The following is a 15,963-nucleotide window of genomic DNA, read 5'->3' on the forward strand; positions in this document are numbered from 1 at the left end:
ATATCAACTCACTATTTTTTATCCTTATAAAATAAATCATATAATTGAGTCATTGCCTTATCAGCATCAACATTTGCTGTAATACCGAATGGCACTTCCTCTAAGTCATAAACATGATTATTTTTCACAGCTTTAAAATGTTTCCAAATATCATTTTGTTTAAATTCTTTTTGAAACATTTTCTTAACTTCTTCAGGCATTCCGTGTGGTAATCGTAAAATAATATCTGGATTTATATTCAACAAATTTTCAGTATTAGACGAAATATATTGACGATCTTTCACTTTAATAACATTTTCTCCACCTGCTATTTTAACTAAATCACCAATATATGATTTATCAGTTGCTACTAAATAGCTACCAGGTACACCCATTAATATTAATACTTTGGGATGTTTCTTTTGTTTAGCTGCTTTATTTTCAATTTTTTGCTTTACAGAATTTAAATGGTCATTTAATTCTTTTGCTTGTGCTTTACGATCAAATTGATCACCTAATTGTGTAATCGACTTTTGCATCCCTTTTAAACTATCAAAATCATAAAAGTAGCCTTTCATATTTAATTGTTTGTAAAATGGTTGCATTTCATCTTTAATCGTTGACACACTCAAAACATGTGTTGGTTTTAACTTTTTAACAGCTTCAACATTCGGCTCCATTGGTTGACCAATTTCCGGTACATCTTTATAGCGATTAGGCAATGTCTTATATGACGTGGGTTTGCCGACAATTGGTAAATCCAATTTGTCCAATGTCATTGTCAATGCGACAGTTGTTGGTACGATTCTGAATTCGCCGGATTTAGTTGATTCTTGAGAACTGGAAGATTGACAGCTGGTTAAGATAACGACGCTTATCACTAAAATGGTTAAATACTTTATGATTCTCAAACTTGGTTACCTCTCTTTCTGCTGTATAAATGTGCCGAAATAAGTAAAATGGTTGCTAACACAATGCCAGCTGCAAATAACATATATTGCTTTTTATGATTTGGTTCATCAAGTTCTTTAATATCACTAGATAATTGACTACTATTCTTGCTATCATCATCTCTATTAAAAGCTGGTAACGCTTTTTCTTTTTCAACTACTTTTTTCTTTTCCTTTTTTGATTTTTCATCTTTATGTTTCGGTTGCTCTTTGTGATTATTTTCAACCTTTTTTACTGTTGAAGGATTATTTTCAACTTTTAATGTACCTGATGCTTTAGGTCGCTCATTTTCAATCTTTTTATTACTGTCTTGTTGCACTTTATCTTTTTGTACAGGAATATCATTTAAGCCTTTTTCAGTAAAAAGGCTAGTACGTCTTTCCTTAATGTCTGATTTTTGACTATCTTTTTTGTCATCAATATCTTTTTTAAGCTGATCTTGATTATTTTCTTGACTTTGATGTTTTGAAGGCACTTCTTTTGCATCATCATGTTGTACTTTTTTCTCTTTAAAATGAATAGAATACACCATTTCTTTGTTATCTAGATTTTTCTTTTCAGCCAACGTTTTAACATGCATATTGATTTTATCCATATGCTGTTCAATTAAAATTCTTACTATTGTGTCATCCTTTTCATCTTTTATAACAAAAGGAAATTCTTCATTTTTGTCATTTTGAAAAACAAGTTGTTCTTTATCAATTTGACCTTTTAGCTTTACTTGCAAGTAAATTTTACCAGTCATATCTGAAATCAATTGCGCCTTTTCGTCAACTAGTTGTTGTTCCTCAGTTACATTTTTATTTTCTTGATTAAAAATTACTAACTCTAACGCTTTATTCTCTTTTATCTTTTCATCAAAAATTGATGTAGTTAATTCTGTTTTATCTTTTGCTTCAGGTTGATTAAATTTGGCTGATGGATATTTTATCTCATCAGCCAACACGCTACCAATCATTGTTGTATATGTAAGTATACCTAAGCTAATAATAGCTATAATAGATTTTGTAGCAATTTGTTTAACATTTCTCATTATTCCACATTGCCTTTAGATTTTTTTCTAACAAACAATGTGATTGCGATTAATAATGCTAAGGATGCAACTGGTATTGCATATATATATGCAGGTGTACCAGCATTTGTTTGTGGATTTTCTACTTTGTCTTTATTCGAACTGTTAGATTCACTTTGACCAGTAGTCGTTCCATCAGATCCTTTGTCACTACCTGAAGCAGAATTTTTATCATCTTTACCTGGTGCATTAGCACCTGCTACATCAGTTGGTCCATTAAATTTATATGTAATGTTGTAATGATGGTCATATTTGAATGGCTTACCATTTACTTTTTCATCGATATAAACGTCAATTTTTCCATCTATTTTACCGTTCAACTTACTTACTTCAAATTCAGAAGTGCGTTCATCTTTGGCAGTGTTTTTACTAATAATATTTTCTTTATGTCCTTCGATACTCATTCCAGTAATCCAATGACTGTGGTTGACAGTTATTTGAACATACAATTTACCATTTTTCTTAATGTACTTTGCCGGTTTATTAAAATAGTCATTAGCAATTGACGTGTCATTGGTATTGTATTTGTAAACCTCATAATTCAAAGTACCGCTATCTGCGGCATTTGCAGAATTACTGAATGTCGCGATGATGATAATTAACGCTAAAATCGTTGTATTAAAAACTTTTAAAATATTTTTCAAAACATAATCCTCCTTTTTATGATTGCTTTTAAGTCTTTACTAAAATCATAAATAATAATGATTATCATTGTCAATATTTATTTTATAATCAATTTATTATTGTTATACGAAAATAGATGTGCTAGTATAATTGATAACCATTATCAATTGCAATGGTTAATCATCTCATATAACAACACATAATTTGTATCCTTAGGAGGAAAACAACATGACAAAACATTATTTAAACAGTAAGTATCAATCAGAACAACGTTCATCAGCTATGAAAAAGATTACAATGGGTACAGCATCTATCATTTTAGGTTCCCTTGTATACATAGGCGCAGACAGCCAACAAGTCAATGCGGCAACAGAAGCTACGAACGCAACTAATAATCAAAGCACACAAGTTTCTCAAGCAACATCACAACCAATTAATTTCCAAGTGCAAAAAGATGGCTCTTCAGAGAAGTCACACATGGATGACTATATGCAACACCCTGGTAAAGTAATTAAACAAAATAATAAATATTATTTCCAAACCGTGTTAAACAATGCATCATTCTGGAAAGAATACAAATTTTACAATGCAAACAATCAAGAATTAGCAACAACTGTTGTTAACGATAATAAAAAAGCGGATACTAGAACAATCAATGTTGCAGTTGAACCTGGATATAAGAGCTTAACTACTAAAGTACATATTGTCGTGCCACAAATTAATTACAATCATAGATATACTACGCATTTGGAATTTGAAAAAGCAATTCCTACATTAGCTGACGCAGCAAAACCAAACAATGTTAAACCGGTTCAACCAAAACCTGCTCAACCTAAAACACCTACTGAGCAAACTAAACCAGTTCAACCTAAAGTTGAAAAAGTTAAACCTACTGTAACTACAACAAGCAAAGTTGAAGACAATCACTCTACTAAAGTTGTAAGTACTGATACAACAAAAGATCAAAGTCAAACACAAAGTGCTCGTACAGTGAAAACAACACAAACAGCTCAAGAACAAAATAAAGTTCAAACACCTGTTAAAGATGTTGCAACAGCGAAATCTGAAAGCAACAGTCAAGCTGTAAGTGACAATAAATCACAACAAACTAACAAAGTTACAAAACAAAACGAAACGCCTAAACAAGCATCTAAAGCTAAAGAATTACCAAAAACTGGTTTAACTTCAGTTGATAACTTTATTAGCACAGTTGCCTTCGCAACACTTGCCCTTTTAGGTTCATTATCTTTATTACTTTTCAAAAGAAAAGAATCTAAATAAATCATCGTCACACTCATAACTTAATATATTTTTTATTTTAAATTTTATTTAACCTATGTCATAGATATTTCATAATCTATAACATAGGTTATTTTTTTATAAAATAACGTTGCAATTAACTACCATTTCAATGTACAATACAAGTAATCAATTGATAATGATTATCAGTTGATAATATGCAATTAGGAGTTGTTTCTACAACATGAACAAACAGCAAAAAGAATTTAAATCATTTTATTCAATTAGAAAGTCATCACTAGGCGTTGCATCTGTAGCAATTAGTACACTTTTATTATTAATGTCAAATGGCGAAGCACAAGCAGCTGAAGAAACAGGTGGTACAAATACAGAAGCACAACCAAAAACTGAAGCACTTGCAAGTCCAACAACAACAACTGAAAAAGCTCCAGAAACTAAACCAGTAGCTAATGCTGTCTCAGTATCTAATAAAGAAGTTGAGGCCCCTACTTCTGAAACAAAAGAAGCTAAAGAAGTTAAAGAAGTTAAAGCCCCTAAGGAAACAAAAGCAGTTAAACCAGCAGCAAAAGCCGATAACAATACATATCCTATTTTGAATCAGGAACTTAGAGAAGCGATTAAAAACCCTGCAATAAAAGATAAAGATCATAGCGCACCAAACTCTCGTCCAATTGATTTTGAAATGAAAAAAGAAAATGGTGAGCAACAATTTTATCATTATGCCAGCTCTGTTAAACCTGCTAGAGTTATTTTCACTGATTCAAAACCAGAAATTGAATTAGGATTACAATCAGGTCAATTTTGGAGAAAATTTGAAGTTTATGAGGGTGACAAAAAGTTGCCAATTAAATTAGTATCATACGATACTGTTAAAGATTATGCTTACATTCGCTTCTCTGTATCAAATGGAACAAAAGCTGTTAAAATTGTTAGTTCAACACACTTCAATAACAAAGAAGAAAAATACGATTACACATTAATGGAATTCGCACAACCAATTTATAACAGTGCAGATAAATTCAAAACTGAAGAAGATTATAAAGCTGAAAAATTATTAGCACCATATAAAAAAGCGAAAACACTAGAAAGACAAGTTTATGAATTAAATAAAATTCAAGATAAACTTCCTGAAAAATTAAAGGCTGAGTACAAGAAGAAATTAGAGGATACAAAGAAAGCTTTAGATGAGCAAGTGAAATCAGCTATTACTGAATTCCAAAATGTACAACCAACAAATGAAAAAATGACTGATTTACAAGATACAAAATATGTTGTTTATGAAAGTGTTGAGAATAACGAATCTATGATGGATACTTTTGTTAAACACCCTATTAAAACAGGTATGCTTAACGGCAAAAAATATATGGTCATGGAAACTACTAATGACGATTACTGGAAAGATTTCATGGTTGAAGGCCAACGTGTTAGAACTATAAGCAAAGATGCTATAAATAATACTAGAACAATTATTTTCCCATATGTTGAAGGTAAAACTCTATATGATGCTATCGTTAAAGTTCACGTAAAAACGATTGATTATGATGGACAATACCATGTCAGAATCGTTGATAAAGAAGCATTTACAAAAGCCAATACCGATAAATCTAACAAAAAAGAACAACAAGATAACTCAGCTAAGAAGGAAGCTACTCCAGCTACGCCTAGCAAACCAACACCATCACCTGTTGAAAAAGAATCACAAAAACAAGACAGCCAAAAAGATGACAATAAACAATTACCAAGTGTTGAAAAAGAAAATGACGCATCTAGTGAGTCAGGTAAAGACAAAACGCCTGCTACAAAACCAGCTAAAGGTGAAGTAGAATCAAGTAGTACAACTCCAACTAAGGTAGTATCTACGACTCAAAATGTTGCAAAACCAACAACTGCTTCATCAAAAACAACAAAAGATGTTGTTCAAACTTCAGCAGGTTCTAGCGAAGCAAAAGATAGTGCTCCATTACAAAAAGCAAACATTAAAAACACAAATGATGGACACACTCAAAGCCAAAACAATAAAAATACACAAGAAAATAAAGCAAAATCATTACCACAAACTGGTGAAGAATCAAATAAAGATATGACATTACCATTAATGGCATTATTAGCTTTAAGTAGCATCGTTGCATTCGTATTACCTAGAAAACGTAAAAACTAATAAATCGTCTTTATATTTAATTATTAAATTAACAAATTTTAATTGACGGATGAGGTATCCAGTTACCTCGTTCGCCAATTATTTTTCGCAATATAAAAAGTCCCACTTAAAACAATCATTTTAAGCGGGACTTTTTATATTGAGTAACTAAAATTATTTAGCTGCTACTTCTTCGCCATTGTAAGAACCACAGTTTTTACATACACGGTGTGATAATTTGTATTCGCCACAGTTTGGGCATTCAGTCATACCTGGTACTGAAATTTTGAAATGCGTACGACGTTTGTTTTTTCTAGTTTTAGAAGTTCTTCTTTTTGGTACTGCCATGATATATCCTCCTTAGATTATAAACGAAAAATACTAAATGTTAGTTTAATTAACAACATTATATCATTAATTAAACTACTTATTGCTCTTTATCATATAATTGTTGTAATTTTTGAAGCCTTGGATCAACTTGTCGTGATTCTGAATCATCTTGTTCTTGCTGTTTAGCAAGCTCATCTAATTGATCCTCATCGATTACTTCCCAACCATTACCTACTGTCAACATTTGGTCACTTTGCTCTGAATAAGCTCTCATTGGTTTCTCAATAATAACTATATCCTCGACAATATCCTGAAGATTAACCATACCATCTTTAATAATGTGATAGTGTTCATCTACATCATCTTGATCATCGTTATACTGATTGTACCCTTCTAAATCAAATACTTCTGTAGTAGTTACATCTAGTGGGACTTTAACTGGTACAAGAGTACGTGCACAAGGCATTGTATACGTTCCAGTAATGTGAATATCCGCAACGACTTCTGTTGACTTAATGGTTAACTGACCTTGGATTGTAATTGGAGATAAATCAATTAAATCTAATGATTCTTTTAAATTGTCAAAACTCACCGTTTGATCAAATTCAAATGGCTTACCTTGATATTTCCTTAATTGCGTAATTGACCATTTCATATGGCTTCACCTCTAACAAGCACAAAATTTATTTTAACTTTCTAAGAACAAGTTGTCAAGATTTTTTCTTAACATATCATGTTCTGTTACAATATTAATAATGAATACCGAAAGGACGAATTGCAAATGAAAAGCGTTGGCTTAATCACAGAATATAATCCCTTTCATAATGGGCATCAATATCATATTAATCAATCTAAAAAACTTACAAATGCTGACGTTACTATTGCAATAATGAGTGGTAACTTTGTCATGCGTGGCGAACCGGCAATCTATAATAAGTTTACTCGTGCAAAAATGGCATTATCAACAGCTGATTTAGTTATCGAACTACCAGCAACTGCCAGTTTATCATCTGGCGATCATTTTGCCGAACTAGCAGTTAAAGTCGCAGATTATATGAGTGTCGATACAATTGCATTTGGTAGTGAAAATAATGATATCAAAACATTAAAGCAATTAGCTCACAGCATTAATGAAATTGAACAATCCGAATCCTTTTCACAAAAAGTAAAAGAAGGTAAAAGCTACCCTCGTATCATTAGCGAATTATTAGAGCATCATGAAGCACTAGAAAGTCCTAACAACATACTTGGTATTAGTTATCTGAAAGCAATTGCTAAACATGCTAAAAACATCAATGCAATTTCTATTAAACGAGAAAATGCTCAACATCATGATTCATTAATTCAACACCATCAGTTTGCAAGTGGTACATCTATTAGAACATCAATCATTAGTCAAGATGATCATTGGCATCATGTGGTACCTAAAGATATTCAACACCTGTACGTAACACCTCATATTACATTAAATCAAATATTTCCATATTTGAAATATCAAATCATAGCTATGACTACAGAGTCATTAAAAAATATTTATACTGTTACTGAAGGTTTTGAAAATCGTTTGAAATCTAACATTTATGAAGCAACTGATTTTCATCATTTTATAAAATTACTAAAAACAAAGCGTTATACATATACGCATATCCAAAGACTGTTAATGAATGTATTATTAAACATTAAACCTACAGATGTTACGAGAAACATTCACGCAGTTAAAGTATTAGCGATGAACGACCGTGGCAGACAATATTTAAAGCATTTAAAAACAGCGTTCCCAGAAAGACAATATATAACCAATATTAACAAAAGCAATGCACATTACTTCACAAATGAAATCAAAGCAACACACATATACAATGCAATAAGCGGGCAACAACAAACAGATTTCAACACGCCTGTCATACAGCAATATCGTTAACAAATGAAAACAGTATTTTAGGATTGTAAACCATGATAAACCTAAAATACTGTTATTTTTATTACTTAAATTTCTTCTTCAATGCCTTTTCAACATAAGGTGGAACGAATTCAGAAATATCTGCTCGATAAGCTGCAACTTCTTTAACAATACTTGAACTTATAAATGAATAATTAGTACTAGACATCATATATAACGTTTCAATTTCATTGTTCAACTTTTTATTCATTGAAGTTAAGCGTAATTCATATTCAAAATCACTGACTGCTCTTAAACCACGTATGATTGTTTTAGCTCCTACTTGTTCACAATAATCGACTAGTAAACCACTAAATTGATGAACCTTGACATTAGGTAAATGTTTAACAGATTGTTCAATTAAATCCATACGCTCTTCTAAACTAAACGTACCTTCTTTTTTACTATTTTTAAGAACACAGACATGAATTTCATCAAATCTATCTGTACTTCTCTCAATAATGTCTAAATGACCATAAGTAATGGGGTCAAAACTACCCGGAATGACCGCTATTGTATGTTCCATGCTATTCTCCCTTTTCTAATAACAATGTGTCTGTCAACCCATAATGGTAACGTTTAATCATATTAAACGGTTGATAGTCTATTTCTTCATGATTGCTAAATTCACAAACGATGATACCATTTTCTTTCAATAAATTAAACTCTGAAATTAGTTTTAAAGCTTTATCAATGAGACCTTTATTATAAGGTGGATCTAAGAAAATGACATCAAATTGAATATCACGTTTTGACAATGCTTTTAAAGCTCTATCTGCATTATTTTTATAAACTTCAGATTGCGCCTCTAAATCCAAATTCGCAAGATTTGATTTAATAACTTTTACAGCTTTAAAATTCTGATCAACAAAGATAACCTTATCCATACCTCGAGAGAGTGCTTCTATTCCAAGCGCCCCGCTTCCTGCAAATAAATCTAAACCTATACCTGACACATCATATAAACTATTAAAGATGCCTTCTTTAACTTTATCCATAGTTGGTCTCGTATTACGGCCTTCCATACTTTCTAAAGCTTTACTTTTATGTTTACCTGCAATGACGCGCATGTTGTTCACACTTCCAATTCATTTAGTTATTTAATATAATTTATTGAGAAAAAGGAGAATGATAAACCAATGAAACAAACATTTATTACACTAGGTGAAGGTCTAACAGATTTGTTCGAATTCATGACGATGATTGAATATAACCATCAACGTATTGATAAAATTATCTATTTTCATTCACCACAAGCTGAAAATAAAAAGTCATCTGTAGCAATCATTATGAATCCTACAACTGGCAATCATTTCCAAGCATTTTATATCATGATAAACGCTATTAAATATCCATATCCAGATTCAAATAAAAAGTTTCAAATGATTAATGATTGTGCTGAAAAATTCGACATACCTATTTTAGGTATCGATGTACAGCCCCCTCAAGCATTTCATGATTTATCGTTATATTATAATTATTTAATTAGTGTGTTAAGGCTCCAAAAATGGATACCAGAACTTCAATAATATTAATTGTATATTTCGTGTTTCTCTTTTTCGTAAGTTTTCTTTAAGTATTTATATGGTGAGCCATCAATGTGTCTAACGTATTTAAGTTGCATTAGTTTATGTACAATTTGATCAACATCTTGCTCATTCACATACATAATTACAAATTTACGATCTCTATTTGAATGAACGATATGTCCATATTTTCGGATTTGTCGTTCATGTTTCATATGTTTTAAATAAACTACAATACTAGTTCTTGGGATTAAATTCATTTAAACCTCACTCCATTTATTTTCAGCATTAATCATATCATGTCTTTATTAATTTTAAAATATTAAGCTACCTTAATTATGTCTTATGTAATTGCTCGATAAATGTATTTAGATTATATTAAACATCATTATATTAATTCAATTCTCAAGAACACCACTATATGATTAACCACACATTTCGCTGTAGTCAGAACTATGAATTTGTTAAGCTATAAAAGTAAACGAGGAGGAATTTTTTATGAAAAAAGTAAACAGAAACATTTTAAATGCGGTACTAGTCGGTGCTGGATTTGTAAGTAGTTTATTAATGATAAATAAAAATAAAGTGATTACTAAAAAGCAAACCATCCCTGCTTTTTTCAAAGGCAATGCACCATATATATTTGCGCATCGCGGTGGTATGGCTTTAAGACCAGAGCAAACGCAACTTGCATTTGACTATGCTAAACAATTAGGCGTTGATGGCTTTGAAACAGATGTGAGACTCACAAAAGATCAACAGCTTATCGTTTTTCATGACGCAACTGTTGATAGAACGACGAATGGCTCTGGAAAAGTTAGTGCCCATACATTAGCAGAATTAAAGAAATTAGACGCAGCTTATCACTTCAAAGATATCAATGGACTAACACCATATCGTGGTCATGCACACACAGCTATACTAACCTTCGATGAGTTGCTGAAGCAATATCCTGATATGTATATAAACGTAGACTTAAAAGATGCTCCTGAATCCTATGAAGGTTCTATCGCACCACAAATTATGTTTGATACAATTGCAGAGAATCAAGCATTTGACCGCGTTCTTGTGACAAGTTTTTATAAAGAACAAATCGTCCGTTTTAATAAAATTGCACAAGGATCCGTTGCAATTGGTGCTAGCCAACAGGAAGTTACAGAGGCATTTTTAAAATATCATTTATTAGGTGGCAGGTACTACCAACCATTAGCACAAACGTTCCAAATGCCTACTCATTTTAAAGGCATTGATTTGACTTCATCTCGTTTTATCAAATGGTTAAATGATATGAATGTCATTCCAGGCTATTATGGCGTAAATAGTATAGATCTGATGAATGATTTATACCAAAAAGGTGCACACACGATTGTGACAGATCGACCAGATTTAGCACAACAATTCAAACAAACAATCCCGAAAAAATAAAAACATCGAGTCAGATGCTAGTTAGTGGTTTCAATAACCATCTTTTTCTGACTCGATGTTTTTTATAATGAACAATTACAGGATCCGCCCGTCGTACAACCACTATGTGATGTTTGAAAGAATGGATTACCTGTTTCTATTTTGACATGCTCTGAAACAGCGTACGCAATTTTCGTAACAACTTCATCAATTAAATGTTGAAGTGCCATTTCCCTAGCTTTATAATGCATCACAACGTCAAGCATCTCATATGCTCTTTTGCGTTGTCTTGTCTCTAACATAACTTTCTTATAATCAGGATGATATTTCCCGAATCGCATTACTTCATCATATTTCTCTTTTGATTTTAAAAATGATTGATAAAGTAAATGTGCTTCGTCATTGTTTTCGAGCGCCTGTTTAGCTTGCTCAAATGATGCATAAATATCTGATGCAACTATCATATCAGCTAGTTCATCAATATCATCTAATATCGCTAGTGAAGCTTCATTAATCATAAATACCCCTCATTGTTATTTTTCTAAGAAAATTAGTGAATAATAATCTCTCATTACATCTCCACCCATCTCATCGTATTTTGAATTTAATAGACGAGATCGATGTATATCTGAATTCATCCAACTATGGATTAATGTTGGTACATCATTAAACGCATAACCAACATTTTGAGCAGTTGTTTTATAAGTAACGTGATTTTTATCTAATTGCCCTCTTAATGCGTCCTCTGTAAATTCAACACTATCAGAACCATTAGAGGTCGCTTCATATAAGTTATTAGATGCAATATGTGCTAAATCGCTATTGATTTTCAATGGTTTTAATCCTTTTAATTTTCTCATTTCATTCGTTACTTCATAAAGAGAAATTAATTGATTTGGATTTTGCTCAACTGGACGCTTATTATGCTCTTCTGACGTAGAATTAGAATTTAATTGATAAGGTTCAATATCTGCTAACATTTCTTTTGTTAAAAATCGTACACTTAGCACCTTTTTCGATTGTTGATCAGAATACACTTGTGCATATATGTCGCCATATTTAATCAGTGTTTGTGTTTTTAAATCTTCATCTGAAAGTTCAAATTCATATTTTTTACCATCAACTTTAAAGGACGGTTCTGGATTAATACTTGTATGATTAAAAATTTCTGCAGAATGTTGTCCTATTTTTAACGGACTAACATTGACTTTCTCACCTGTAGCATACACTGAAACGATTTCTTCACGTTTAGTTGAAACAATGTAATAACTGTTTTTGTCTTTAAACACATAATTTTTGTAACCATCTCTAAAAGGGTAGACACGATCTGCTTGTCCAAATTTAGAAGTAAGCACTTTAATATTTTTACCTACCCATGTACCAACACCTTCTTTAGGCTTTGGATTTTCAGCATGGTTATTTGATTTATTCACCTGTTCAGATCTATTTACTTTATTACCTTTATTCGGGTTCTCTAATACATCAAATTTTAATCTCGGTGAATAAAAAAGATATATTAAAAATCCAATTAAAAATAATACACCGACGACTCTTATAATTAACTTTTTCATCAATCAACCACCTAAAAAGTATTAATACTATTGTAAAAAACAACACATTAATTAGCAAATTTTCAACACTGACATAACTGTGTCGTTTCGATAAAACAAAATCATCTTCAGGCATAATTTTAACGTCATAAAGATTTTCCCTACACTCTATATCATAACCTATCTTTATGTTTTCAGGTTGAATTTCATTATTAAGATTAAAATATGTATAAAAAAATGGACAGTTAAGGTATCAAATGAATACCATCAACTGTCCGACTATTCTTCATCAAAAAACCTGATAAAACAAATTGCCTTATCAGATTAGTATCATTTGTATAAGCATATTAATGACCAAATGTTGCTTTAATCAGTGATGTCGTTTCTCCACCTGGATATAATACATATAATAATAAGTAAACTGCTACACCTGTAATTGCAGTACAGAACCATATAACTGAAGCGAATGGCCCGAATTTGCGGTGTACATTATATTTATCTTTAAATGCAGTAATAATTTGAACTAGACCTAGAATACCACCAATTGTTGCTAAATTAATGTGGAAAAATAAGAAAATCGTATAATATTTCTTAATTGATGCTGGTCCGCCAAATGCTGTATTACCGATAAAAATCGTTCTACTTGCATAGATTAAGAAAAAAGTTAAAGCAAAAACAGCTGCAGCTAACATAACATTTTTGTGTTTATTTATTTCCCTTTTCCAAATAAGTCTCCAACCAATGGCAATTAAAATTGCACTAATGACAATACATGTCGTACTAATCGTTGGTAAAATTGGAACGCCCATATTTTTCATCCTAACTTAATTAATCTAGATCAAAGTAAGTAATGAAACAATCACAGCTAACACGAAAAAGATCACTAAATAATTTAGTGAATATATAAACATTTGTGTTGCCCATTTTGTTTGATCTGAATTTTTCTTAAATGTTGTTAAACCTAATGCAATCCATCCTAAATTTAATAATGTAGCTAACACTACGAATACGACACCTAAATTTATTAGTAATAAAGGTACTGGCAATAAAATAATCAACCAGATAAACATACTGACACGTGTACGTTTAAAGCCCTTAACTGATGGTAACATTGGAATATTTGCAAGTGCATATTCATCTTTACGTTTAATAGCTAAGGCATAAAAATGAATTGGTTGCCAACAAAATACAACTAAAAACAGCGCAATCGCTGTTAAACTAATTTGTCCTTCAATTGCAACCCATCCAATTAGTGGTGGTACTGCTCCAGGAAAACTCCCAATCACTGTGTTCCATGTTGTATGTCTTTTAGACCATATTGAGTAATAAGACACATAACCTACAATCCCCATAAGACCAAGTACGCCTGATGGTATATTCAATAAAAACAAACAAATTTCTCCAACTAACATCATACCAAAACTTAATAGTAATAAATTTTGATCTGTAATTCTATTATTTACAGTTGGTCTATTTTGTTTACTAGGCATAATACGATCAATATCTTGGTCGTAATAATTATTTAACGCACATGCGCCACCCATAATTAAAGTAGATCCTAATAGCATTAATAAAATTTGAGGTATTGATGATAAGAAGGAATGATTTGTCATTACAACTGCTAGCCATGCGCCCGCAAAAGCCGGAATTAAGTTACCTTGAACAAGTCCCATTTTAATTATCTGTTGCAATTCTTTGAAGTTAACTCTGCTAATATTTTGTGACAAAGTATGCTCTTTGCTCATAATCCCCCTCCTTAAATTTGTTCATATAAGATTATGATATCTTAGATTGCATAAAAAGACTAGGTTTAATAAAATTAAAATGTGACAAATTAACGACAAGAGAAAATGTCAATTTTGTGACACAAATAACATTTAATTTATTGCTATAATGTATATGTTAGAAAATTTTAATAAGTAGAATCATGCATCTAAAAGAGATTAATATTTAAGCTTCAAATTTGAGTAAACGTGGATTACATAATTATCCCAATAAAAAATCATTACGATTAAGTTCTTTTTATGTCGTCCACATACAATACTTGTAAAATTAAATCATATTTCCTGCGTTGGATCCCATCTTTTCATATCCTACAATCAGGTCAATTTATAGTATCATCTCAAATCCGGCTATTAATTCTAATTCTCAGTGATGCGTTTTTTTATGATGGGGTGTATAAATTGTTTGGCAAAAAGAATTTAAAATGGTTAGGTGTCGTAGCAACGTTAATGATGACATTTGTACAACTTGGTGGAGCCTTAGTTACCAAAACCGGATCAGCTGATGGTTGTGGTTCTTCTTGGCCACTATGTCATGGTGCGTTGATTCCAGAATTCTTTCCTATTGATACGATTATTGAGTTAAGTCATAGAGCCGTTTCAGCTTTGTCTTTATTAATGGTCTTATGGTTAGTTATCACTGCATGGAAACATATAGGCTATATTAAAGAAATTAAACCTTTATCAATCATTAGTGTTGGATTCTTATTATTGCAAGCATTAATCGGAGCTGCCGCTGTTATTTGGCAACAAAACGATTACGTTTTAGCATTGCACTTTGGTATATCATTAATCAGTTTCTCATCTGTATTTTTAATAACATTGATTATTTTCTCTATAGATCAAAAATATGAAGCTGACGAATTATATATCAAAAAGCCATTAAGACGTTTAACATGGTTAATGGCAATCATCATTTATTGTGGTGTTTATACTGGTGCACTAGTGAGACATGCGGATGCAAGTTTAGCATATGGTGGTTGGCCATTGCCATTCCACGATCTTGTACCACATTCAGAACAAGATTGGGTTCAACTCACGCATCGTATCATGGCTTTTATAGTGTTTACGATTATTATGATTACTTATATTCACGCTGTTAAAAATTATCCAAATAACCGTACTGTTCATTATGGTTATACAGCTGCATTTATACTTGTTATATTACAAGTTATCACAGGTGCATTATCTATTATGACAAATGTTAACCTGATAATCGCACTTTTCCATGCATTATTTATCACTTATTTATTTGGTATGACAACATACTTTATCATGCTAATGTTACGATCAGTAAGAAGTGACAAGCAATAACAAAAAAGCAAACCGTAATTTTAATGGCACGCCCATTAAAATTACGGTTTTTTATATCAATATTTAAAATTAAACCTAAGACATGTAAAAACGAGA

Annotated in this window: 18 protein-coding genes; 6 read left to right on the forward strand and 12 right to left on the reverse strand. The window is 31.4% G+C overall.

Annotated features, from left to right (window positions below; genetic code table 11):
* Window positions 1–11: 11 nt before the first annotated feature.
* The 3 genes from isdE to isdC are packed head-to-tail and all read right to left on the reverse strand — an operon-like array spanning window position 12 to window position 2,646.
* The gene (gene isdE, locus IDG65_RS04340) at window positions 12–890 is read right to left on the reverse strand and encodes a heme ABC transporter substrate-binding protein IsdE (RefSeq protein WP_001220197.1); all 879 of its coding nucleotides are present in this window, start codon (window positions 888–890) and stop codon (window positions 12–14) included.
* Complete coding sequence (gene isdD / locus IDG65_RS04345) at window positions 887–1,963, reverse strand: iron-regulated surface determinant protein IsdD (RefSeq protein WP_001246704.1); 1,077 nt, start codon at window positions 1,961–1,963, stop codon at window positions 887–889. Before isdD ends, isdE begins: the two co-directional genes overlap by 4 nt.
* Entirely contained in the window at window positions 1,963–2,646 is a 684-nt protein-coding gene (gene isdC, locus IDG65_RS04350) for a heme uptake protein IsdC (RefSeq protein ID WP_000789821.1), read from the reverse strand. The genes isdD and isdC overlap by 1 nt, the downstream gene beginning before the upstream one ends.
* Before the next feature lie 208 nt (window positions 2,647–2,854).
* Between isdC and isdA the strand changes: the two genes are divergently transcribed.
* A complete protein-coding gene (gene isdA / locus IDG65_RS04355; RefSeq protein WP_000160858.1) occupies window positions 2,855–3,907 on the forward strand; it encodes an LPXTG-anchored heme-scavenging protein IsdA in 1,053 nt (350 codons plus the stop codon).
* Window positions 3,908–4,109: 202 nt separating this feature from the next.
* A complete protein-coding gene (gene isdB / locus IDG65_RS04360) occupies window positions 4,110–6,044 on the forward strand; it encodes a heme uptake protein IsdB (RefSeq protein ID WP_001041590.1) in 1,935 nt (644 codons plus the stop codon).
* 153 nt (window positions 6,045–6,197) lie between these two features.
* Here the strand turns inward: isdB and rpmF are convergent, their stop codons facing one another.
* Entirely contained in the window at window positions 6,198–6,371 is a 174-nt protein-coding gene (rpmF, locus tag IDG65_RS04365; protein WP_000290472.1) for a 50S ribosomal protein L32, read from the reverse strand.
* A gap of 79 nt (window positions 6,372–6,450) precedes the next feature.
* Window positions 6,451–7,008 carry a YceD family protein gene (locus IDG65_RS04370; protein WP_000872158.1) on the reverse strand — a complete coding sequence of 186 codons (558 nt, stop codon included), beginning with the start codon at window positions 7,006–7,008 and terminating at the stop codon, window positions 6,451–6,453.
* A 126-nt stretch (window positions 7,009–7,134) separates the two neighbouring features.
* Here IDG65_RS04370 and IDG65_RS04375 point away from each other — a divergent pair, with 126 nt between their 5' ends.
* Window positions 7,135–8,274: a nucleotidyltransferase gene (locus IDG65_RS04375; protein WP_000843618.1), complete on the forward strand. Its 1,140-nt coding sequence runs from the start codon at window positions 7,135–7,137 to the stop codon at window positions 8,272–8,274.
* Between the two features lie 61 nt (window positions 8,275–8,335).
* Here the strand turns inward: IDG65_RS04375 and coaD are convergent, their stop codons facing one another.
* Both coaD and rsmD read right to left on the reverse strand, forming a co-directional pair.
* Entirely contained in the window at window positions 8,336–8,818 is a 483-nt protein-coding gene (gene coaD, locus IDG65_RS04380) for a pantetheine-phosphate adenylyltransferase (RefSeq protein ID WP_000401377.1), read from the reverse strand.
* Window position 8,819: 1 nt separating this feature from the next.
* Entirely contained in the window at window positions 8,820–9,362 is a 543-nt protein-coding gene (gene rsmD / locus IDG65_RS04385; RefSeq protein ID WP_001263796.1) for a 16S rRNA (guanine(966)-N(2))-methyltransferase RsmD, read from the reverse strand.
* Between the two features lie 69 nt (window positions 9,363–9,431).
* Here rsmD and IDG65_RS04390 point away from each other — a divergent pair, with 69 nt between their 5' ends.
* Window positions 9,432–9,821 carry a DUF7147 family protein gene (locus IDG65_RS04390; RefSeq protein WP_000814565.1) on the forward strand — a complete coding sequence of 130 codons (390 nt, stop codon included), beginning with the start codon at window positions 9,432–9,434 and terminating at the stop codon, window positions 9,819–9,821.
* A gap of 2 nt (window positions 9,822–9,823) precedes the next feature.
* Here the strand turns inward: IDG65_RS04390 and IDG65_RS04395 are convergent, their stop codons facing one another.
* Window positions 9,824–10,078 carry a YlbG family protein gene (locus tag IDG65_RS04395; RefSeq protein WP_001049150.1) on the reverse strand — a complete coding sequence of 85 codons (255 nt, stop codon included), beginning with the start codon at window positions 10,076–10,078 and terminating at the stop codon, window positions 9,824–9,826.
* Between the two features lie 238 nt (window positions 10,079–10,316).
* On the opposite strand from IDG65_RS04395, the gene IDG65_RS04400 reads away from it, so the two are divergent.
* Window positions 10,317–11,243: a glycerophosphodiester phosphodiesterase family protein gene (locus tag IDG65_RS04400; protein WP_000757582.1), complete on the forward strand. Its 927-nt coding sequence runs from the start codon at window positions 10,317–10,319 to the stop codon at window positions 11,241–11,243.
* 62 nt (window positions 11,244–11,305) lie between these two features.
* On the opposite strand, the gene IDG65_RS04405 is transcribed toward IDG65_RS04400, so the two are convergent.
* The 4 genes from IDG65_RS04405 to cyoE form a co-directional block, all read right to left on the reverse strand.
* Window positions 11,306–11,740: a YlbF/YmcA family competence regulator gene (locus IDG65_RS04405; protein ID WP_000606481.1), complete on the reverse strand. Its 435-nt coding sequence runs from the start codon at window positions 11,738–11,740 to the stop codon at window positions 11,306–11,308.
* A gap of 15 nt (window positions 11,741–11,755) precedes the next feature.
* On the reverse strand, window positions 11,756–12,793 hold the full coding sequence (locus IDG65_RS04410; RefSeq protein ID WP_000733403.1) for a CAP-associated domain-containing protein: 1,038 nt from the start codon (window positions 12,791–12,793) through the stop codon (window positions 11,756–11,758).
* Between the two features lie 326 nt (window positions 12,794–13,119).
* Window positions 13,120–13,581: a DUF420 domain-containing protein gene (locus IDG65_RS04415; RefSeq protein ID WP_000538766.1), complete on the reverse strand. Its 462-nt coding sequence runs from the start codon at window positions 13,579–13,581 to the stop codon at window positions 13,120–13,122.
* Between the two features lie 24 nt (window positions 13,582–13,605).
* On the reverse strand, window positions 13,606–14,517 hold the full coding sequence (cyoE, locus tag IDG65_RS04420) for a heme o synthase (RefSeq protein ID WP_000031403.1): 912 nt from the start codon (window positions 14,515–14,517) through the stop codon (window positions 13,606–13,608).
* A 438-nt stretch (window positions 14,518–14,955) separates the two neighbouring features.
* Here cyoE and IDG65_RS04425 point away from each other — a divergent pair, with 438 nt between their 5' ends.
* Window positions 14,956–15,867, forward strand: a complete 912-nt coding sequence (locus tag IDG65_RS04425) for a COX15/CtaA family protein (RefSeq protein ID WP_000467123.1) — start codon at window positions 14,956–14,958, stop codon at window positions 15,865–15,867.
* Window positions 15,868–15,963 lie beyond the last annotated feature (96 nt).

The sequence above is a fragment of the Staphylococcus sp. EG-SA-17 genome, assembly GCF_017151845.1.
Classification (GTDB): Bacteria; Bacillota; Bacilli; order Staphylococcales; family Staphylococcaceae; genus Staphylococcus; species Staphylococcus aureus.

Coding starts and splice junctions, on each gene's coding strand:
- coaD (WP_000401377.1), bottom strand. CDS start 8,818: ATGGAACATACAATAGCGGTCATTCCGGGTAGTTTTGACCCCATTACT.
- IDG65_RS04370 (WP_000872158.1), bottom strand. CDS start 7,008: ATGAAATGGTCAATTACGCAATTAAGGAAATATCAAGGTAAGCCATTT.
- IDG65_RS04405 (WP_000606481.1), bottom strand. CDS start 11,740: ATGATTAATGAAGCTTCACTAGCGATATTAGATGATATTGATGAACTA.
- IDG65_RS04395 (WP_001049150.1), bottom strand. CDS start 10,078: ATGAATTTAATCCCAAGAACTAGTATTGTAGTTTATTTAAAACATATG.
- IDG65_RS04410 (WP_000733403.1), bottom strand. CDS start 12,793: ATGAAAAAGTTAATTATAAGAGTCGTCGGTGTATTATTTTTAATTGGA.
- cyoE (WP_000031403.1), bottom strand. CDS start 14,517: ATGAGCAAAGAGCATACTTTGTCACAAAATATTAGCAGAGTTAACTTC.
- IDG65_RS04400 (WP_000757582.1), top strand. CDS start 10,317: ATGAAAAAAGTAAACAGAAACATTTTAAATGCGGTACTAGTCGGTGCT.
- IDG65_RS04390 (WP_000814565.1), top strand. CDS start 9,432: ATGAAACAAACATTTATTACACTAGGTGAAGGTCTAACAGATTTGTTC.
- isdA (WP_000160858.1), top strand. CDS start 2,855: ATGACAAAACATTATTTAAACAGTAAGTATCAATCAGAACAACGTTCA.
- rpmF (WP_000290472.1), bottom strand. CDS start 6,371: ATGGCAGTACCAAAAAGAAGAACTTCTAAAACTAGAAAAAACAAACGT.
- IDG65_RS04375 (WP_000843618.1), top strand. CDS start 7,135: ATGAAAAGCGTTGGCTTAATCACAGAATATAATCCCTTTCATAATGGG.
- rsmD (WP_001263796.1), bottom strand. CDS start 9,362: ATGCGCGTCATTGCAGGTAAACATAAAAGTAAAGCTTTAGAAAGTATG.
- isdD (WP_001246704.1), bottom strand. CDS start 1,963: ATGAGAAATGTTAAACAAATTGCTACAAAATCTATTATAGCTATTATT.
- IDG65_RS04415 (WP_000538766.1), bottom strand. CDS start 13,581: ATGGGCGTTCCAATTTTACCAACGATTAGTACGACATGTATTGTCATT.
- isdB (WP_001041590.1), top strand. CDS start 4,110: ATGAACAAACAGCAAAAAGAATTTAAATCATTTTATTCAATTAGAAAG.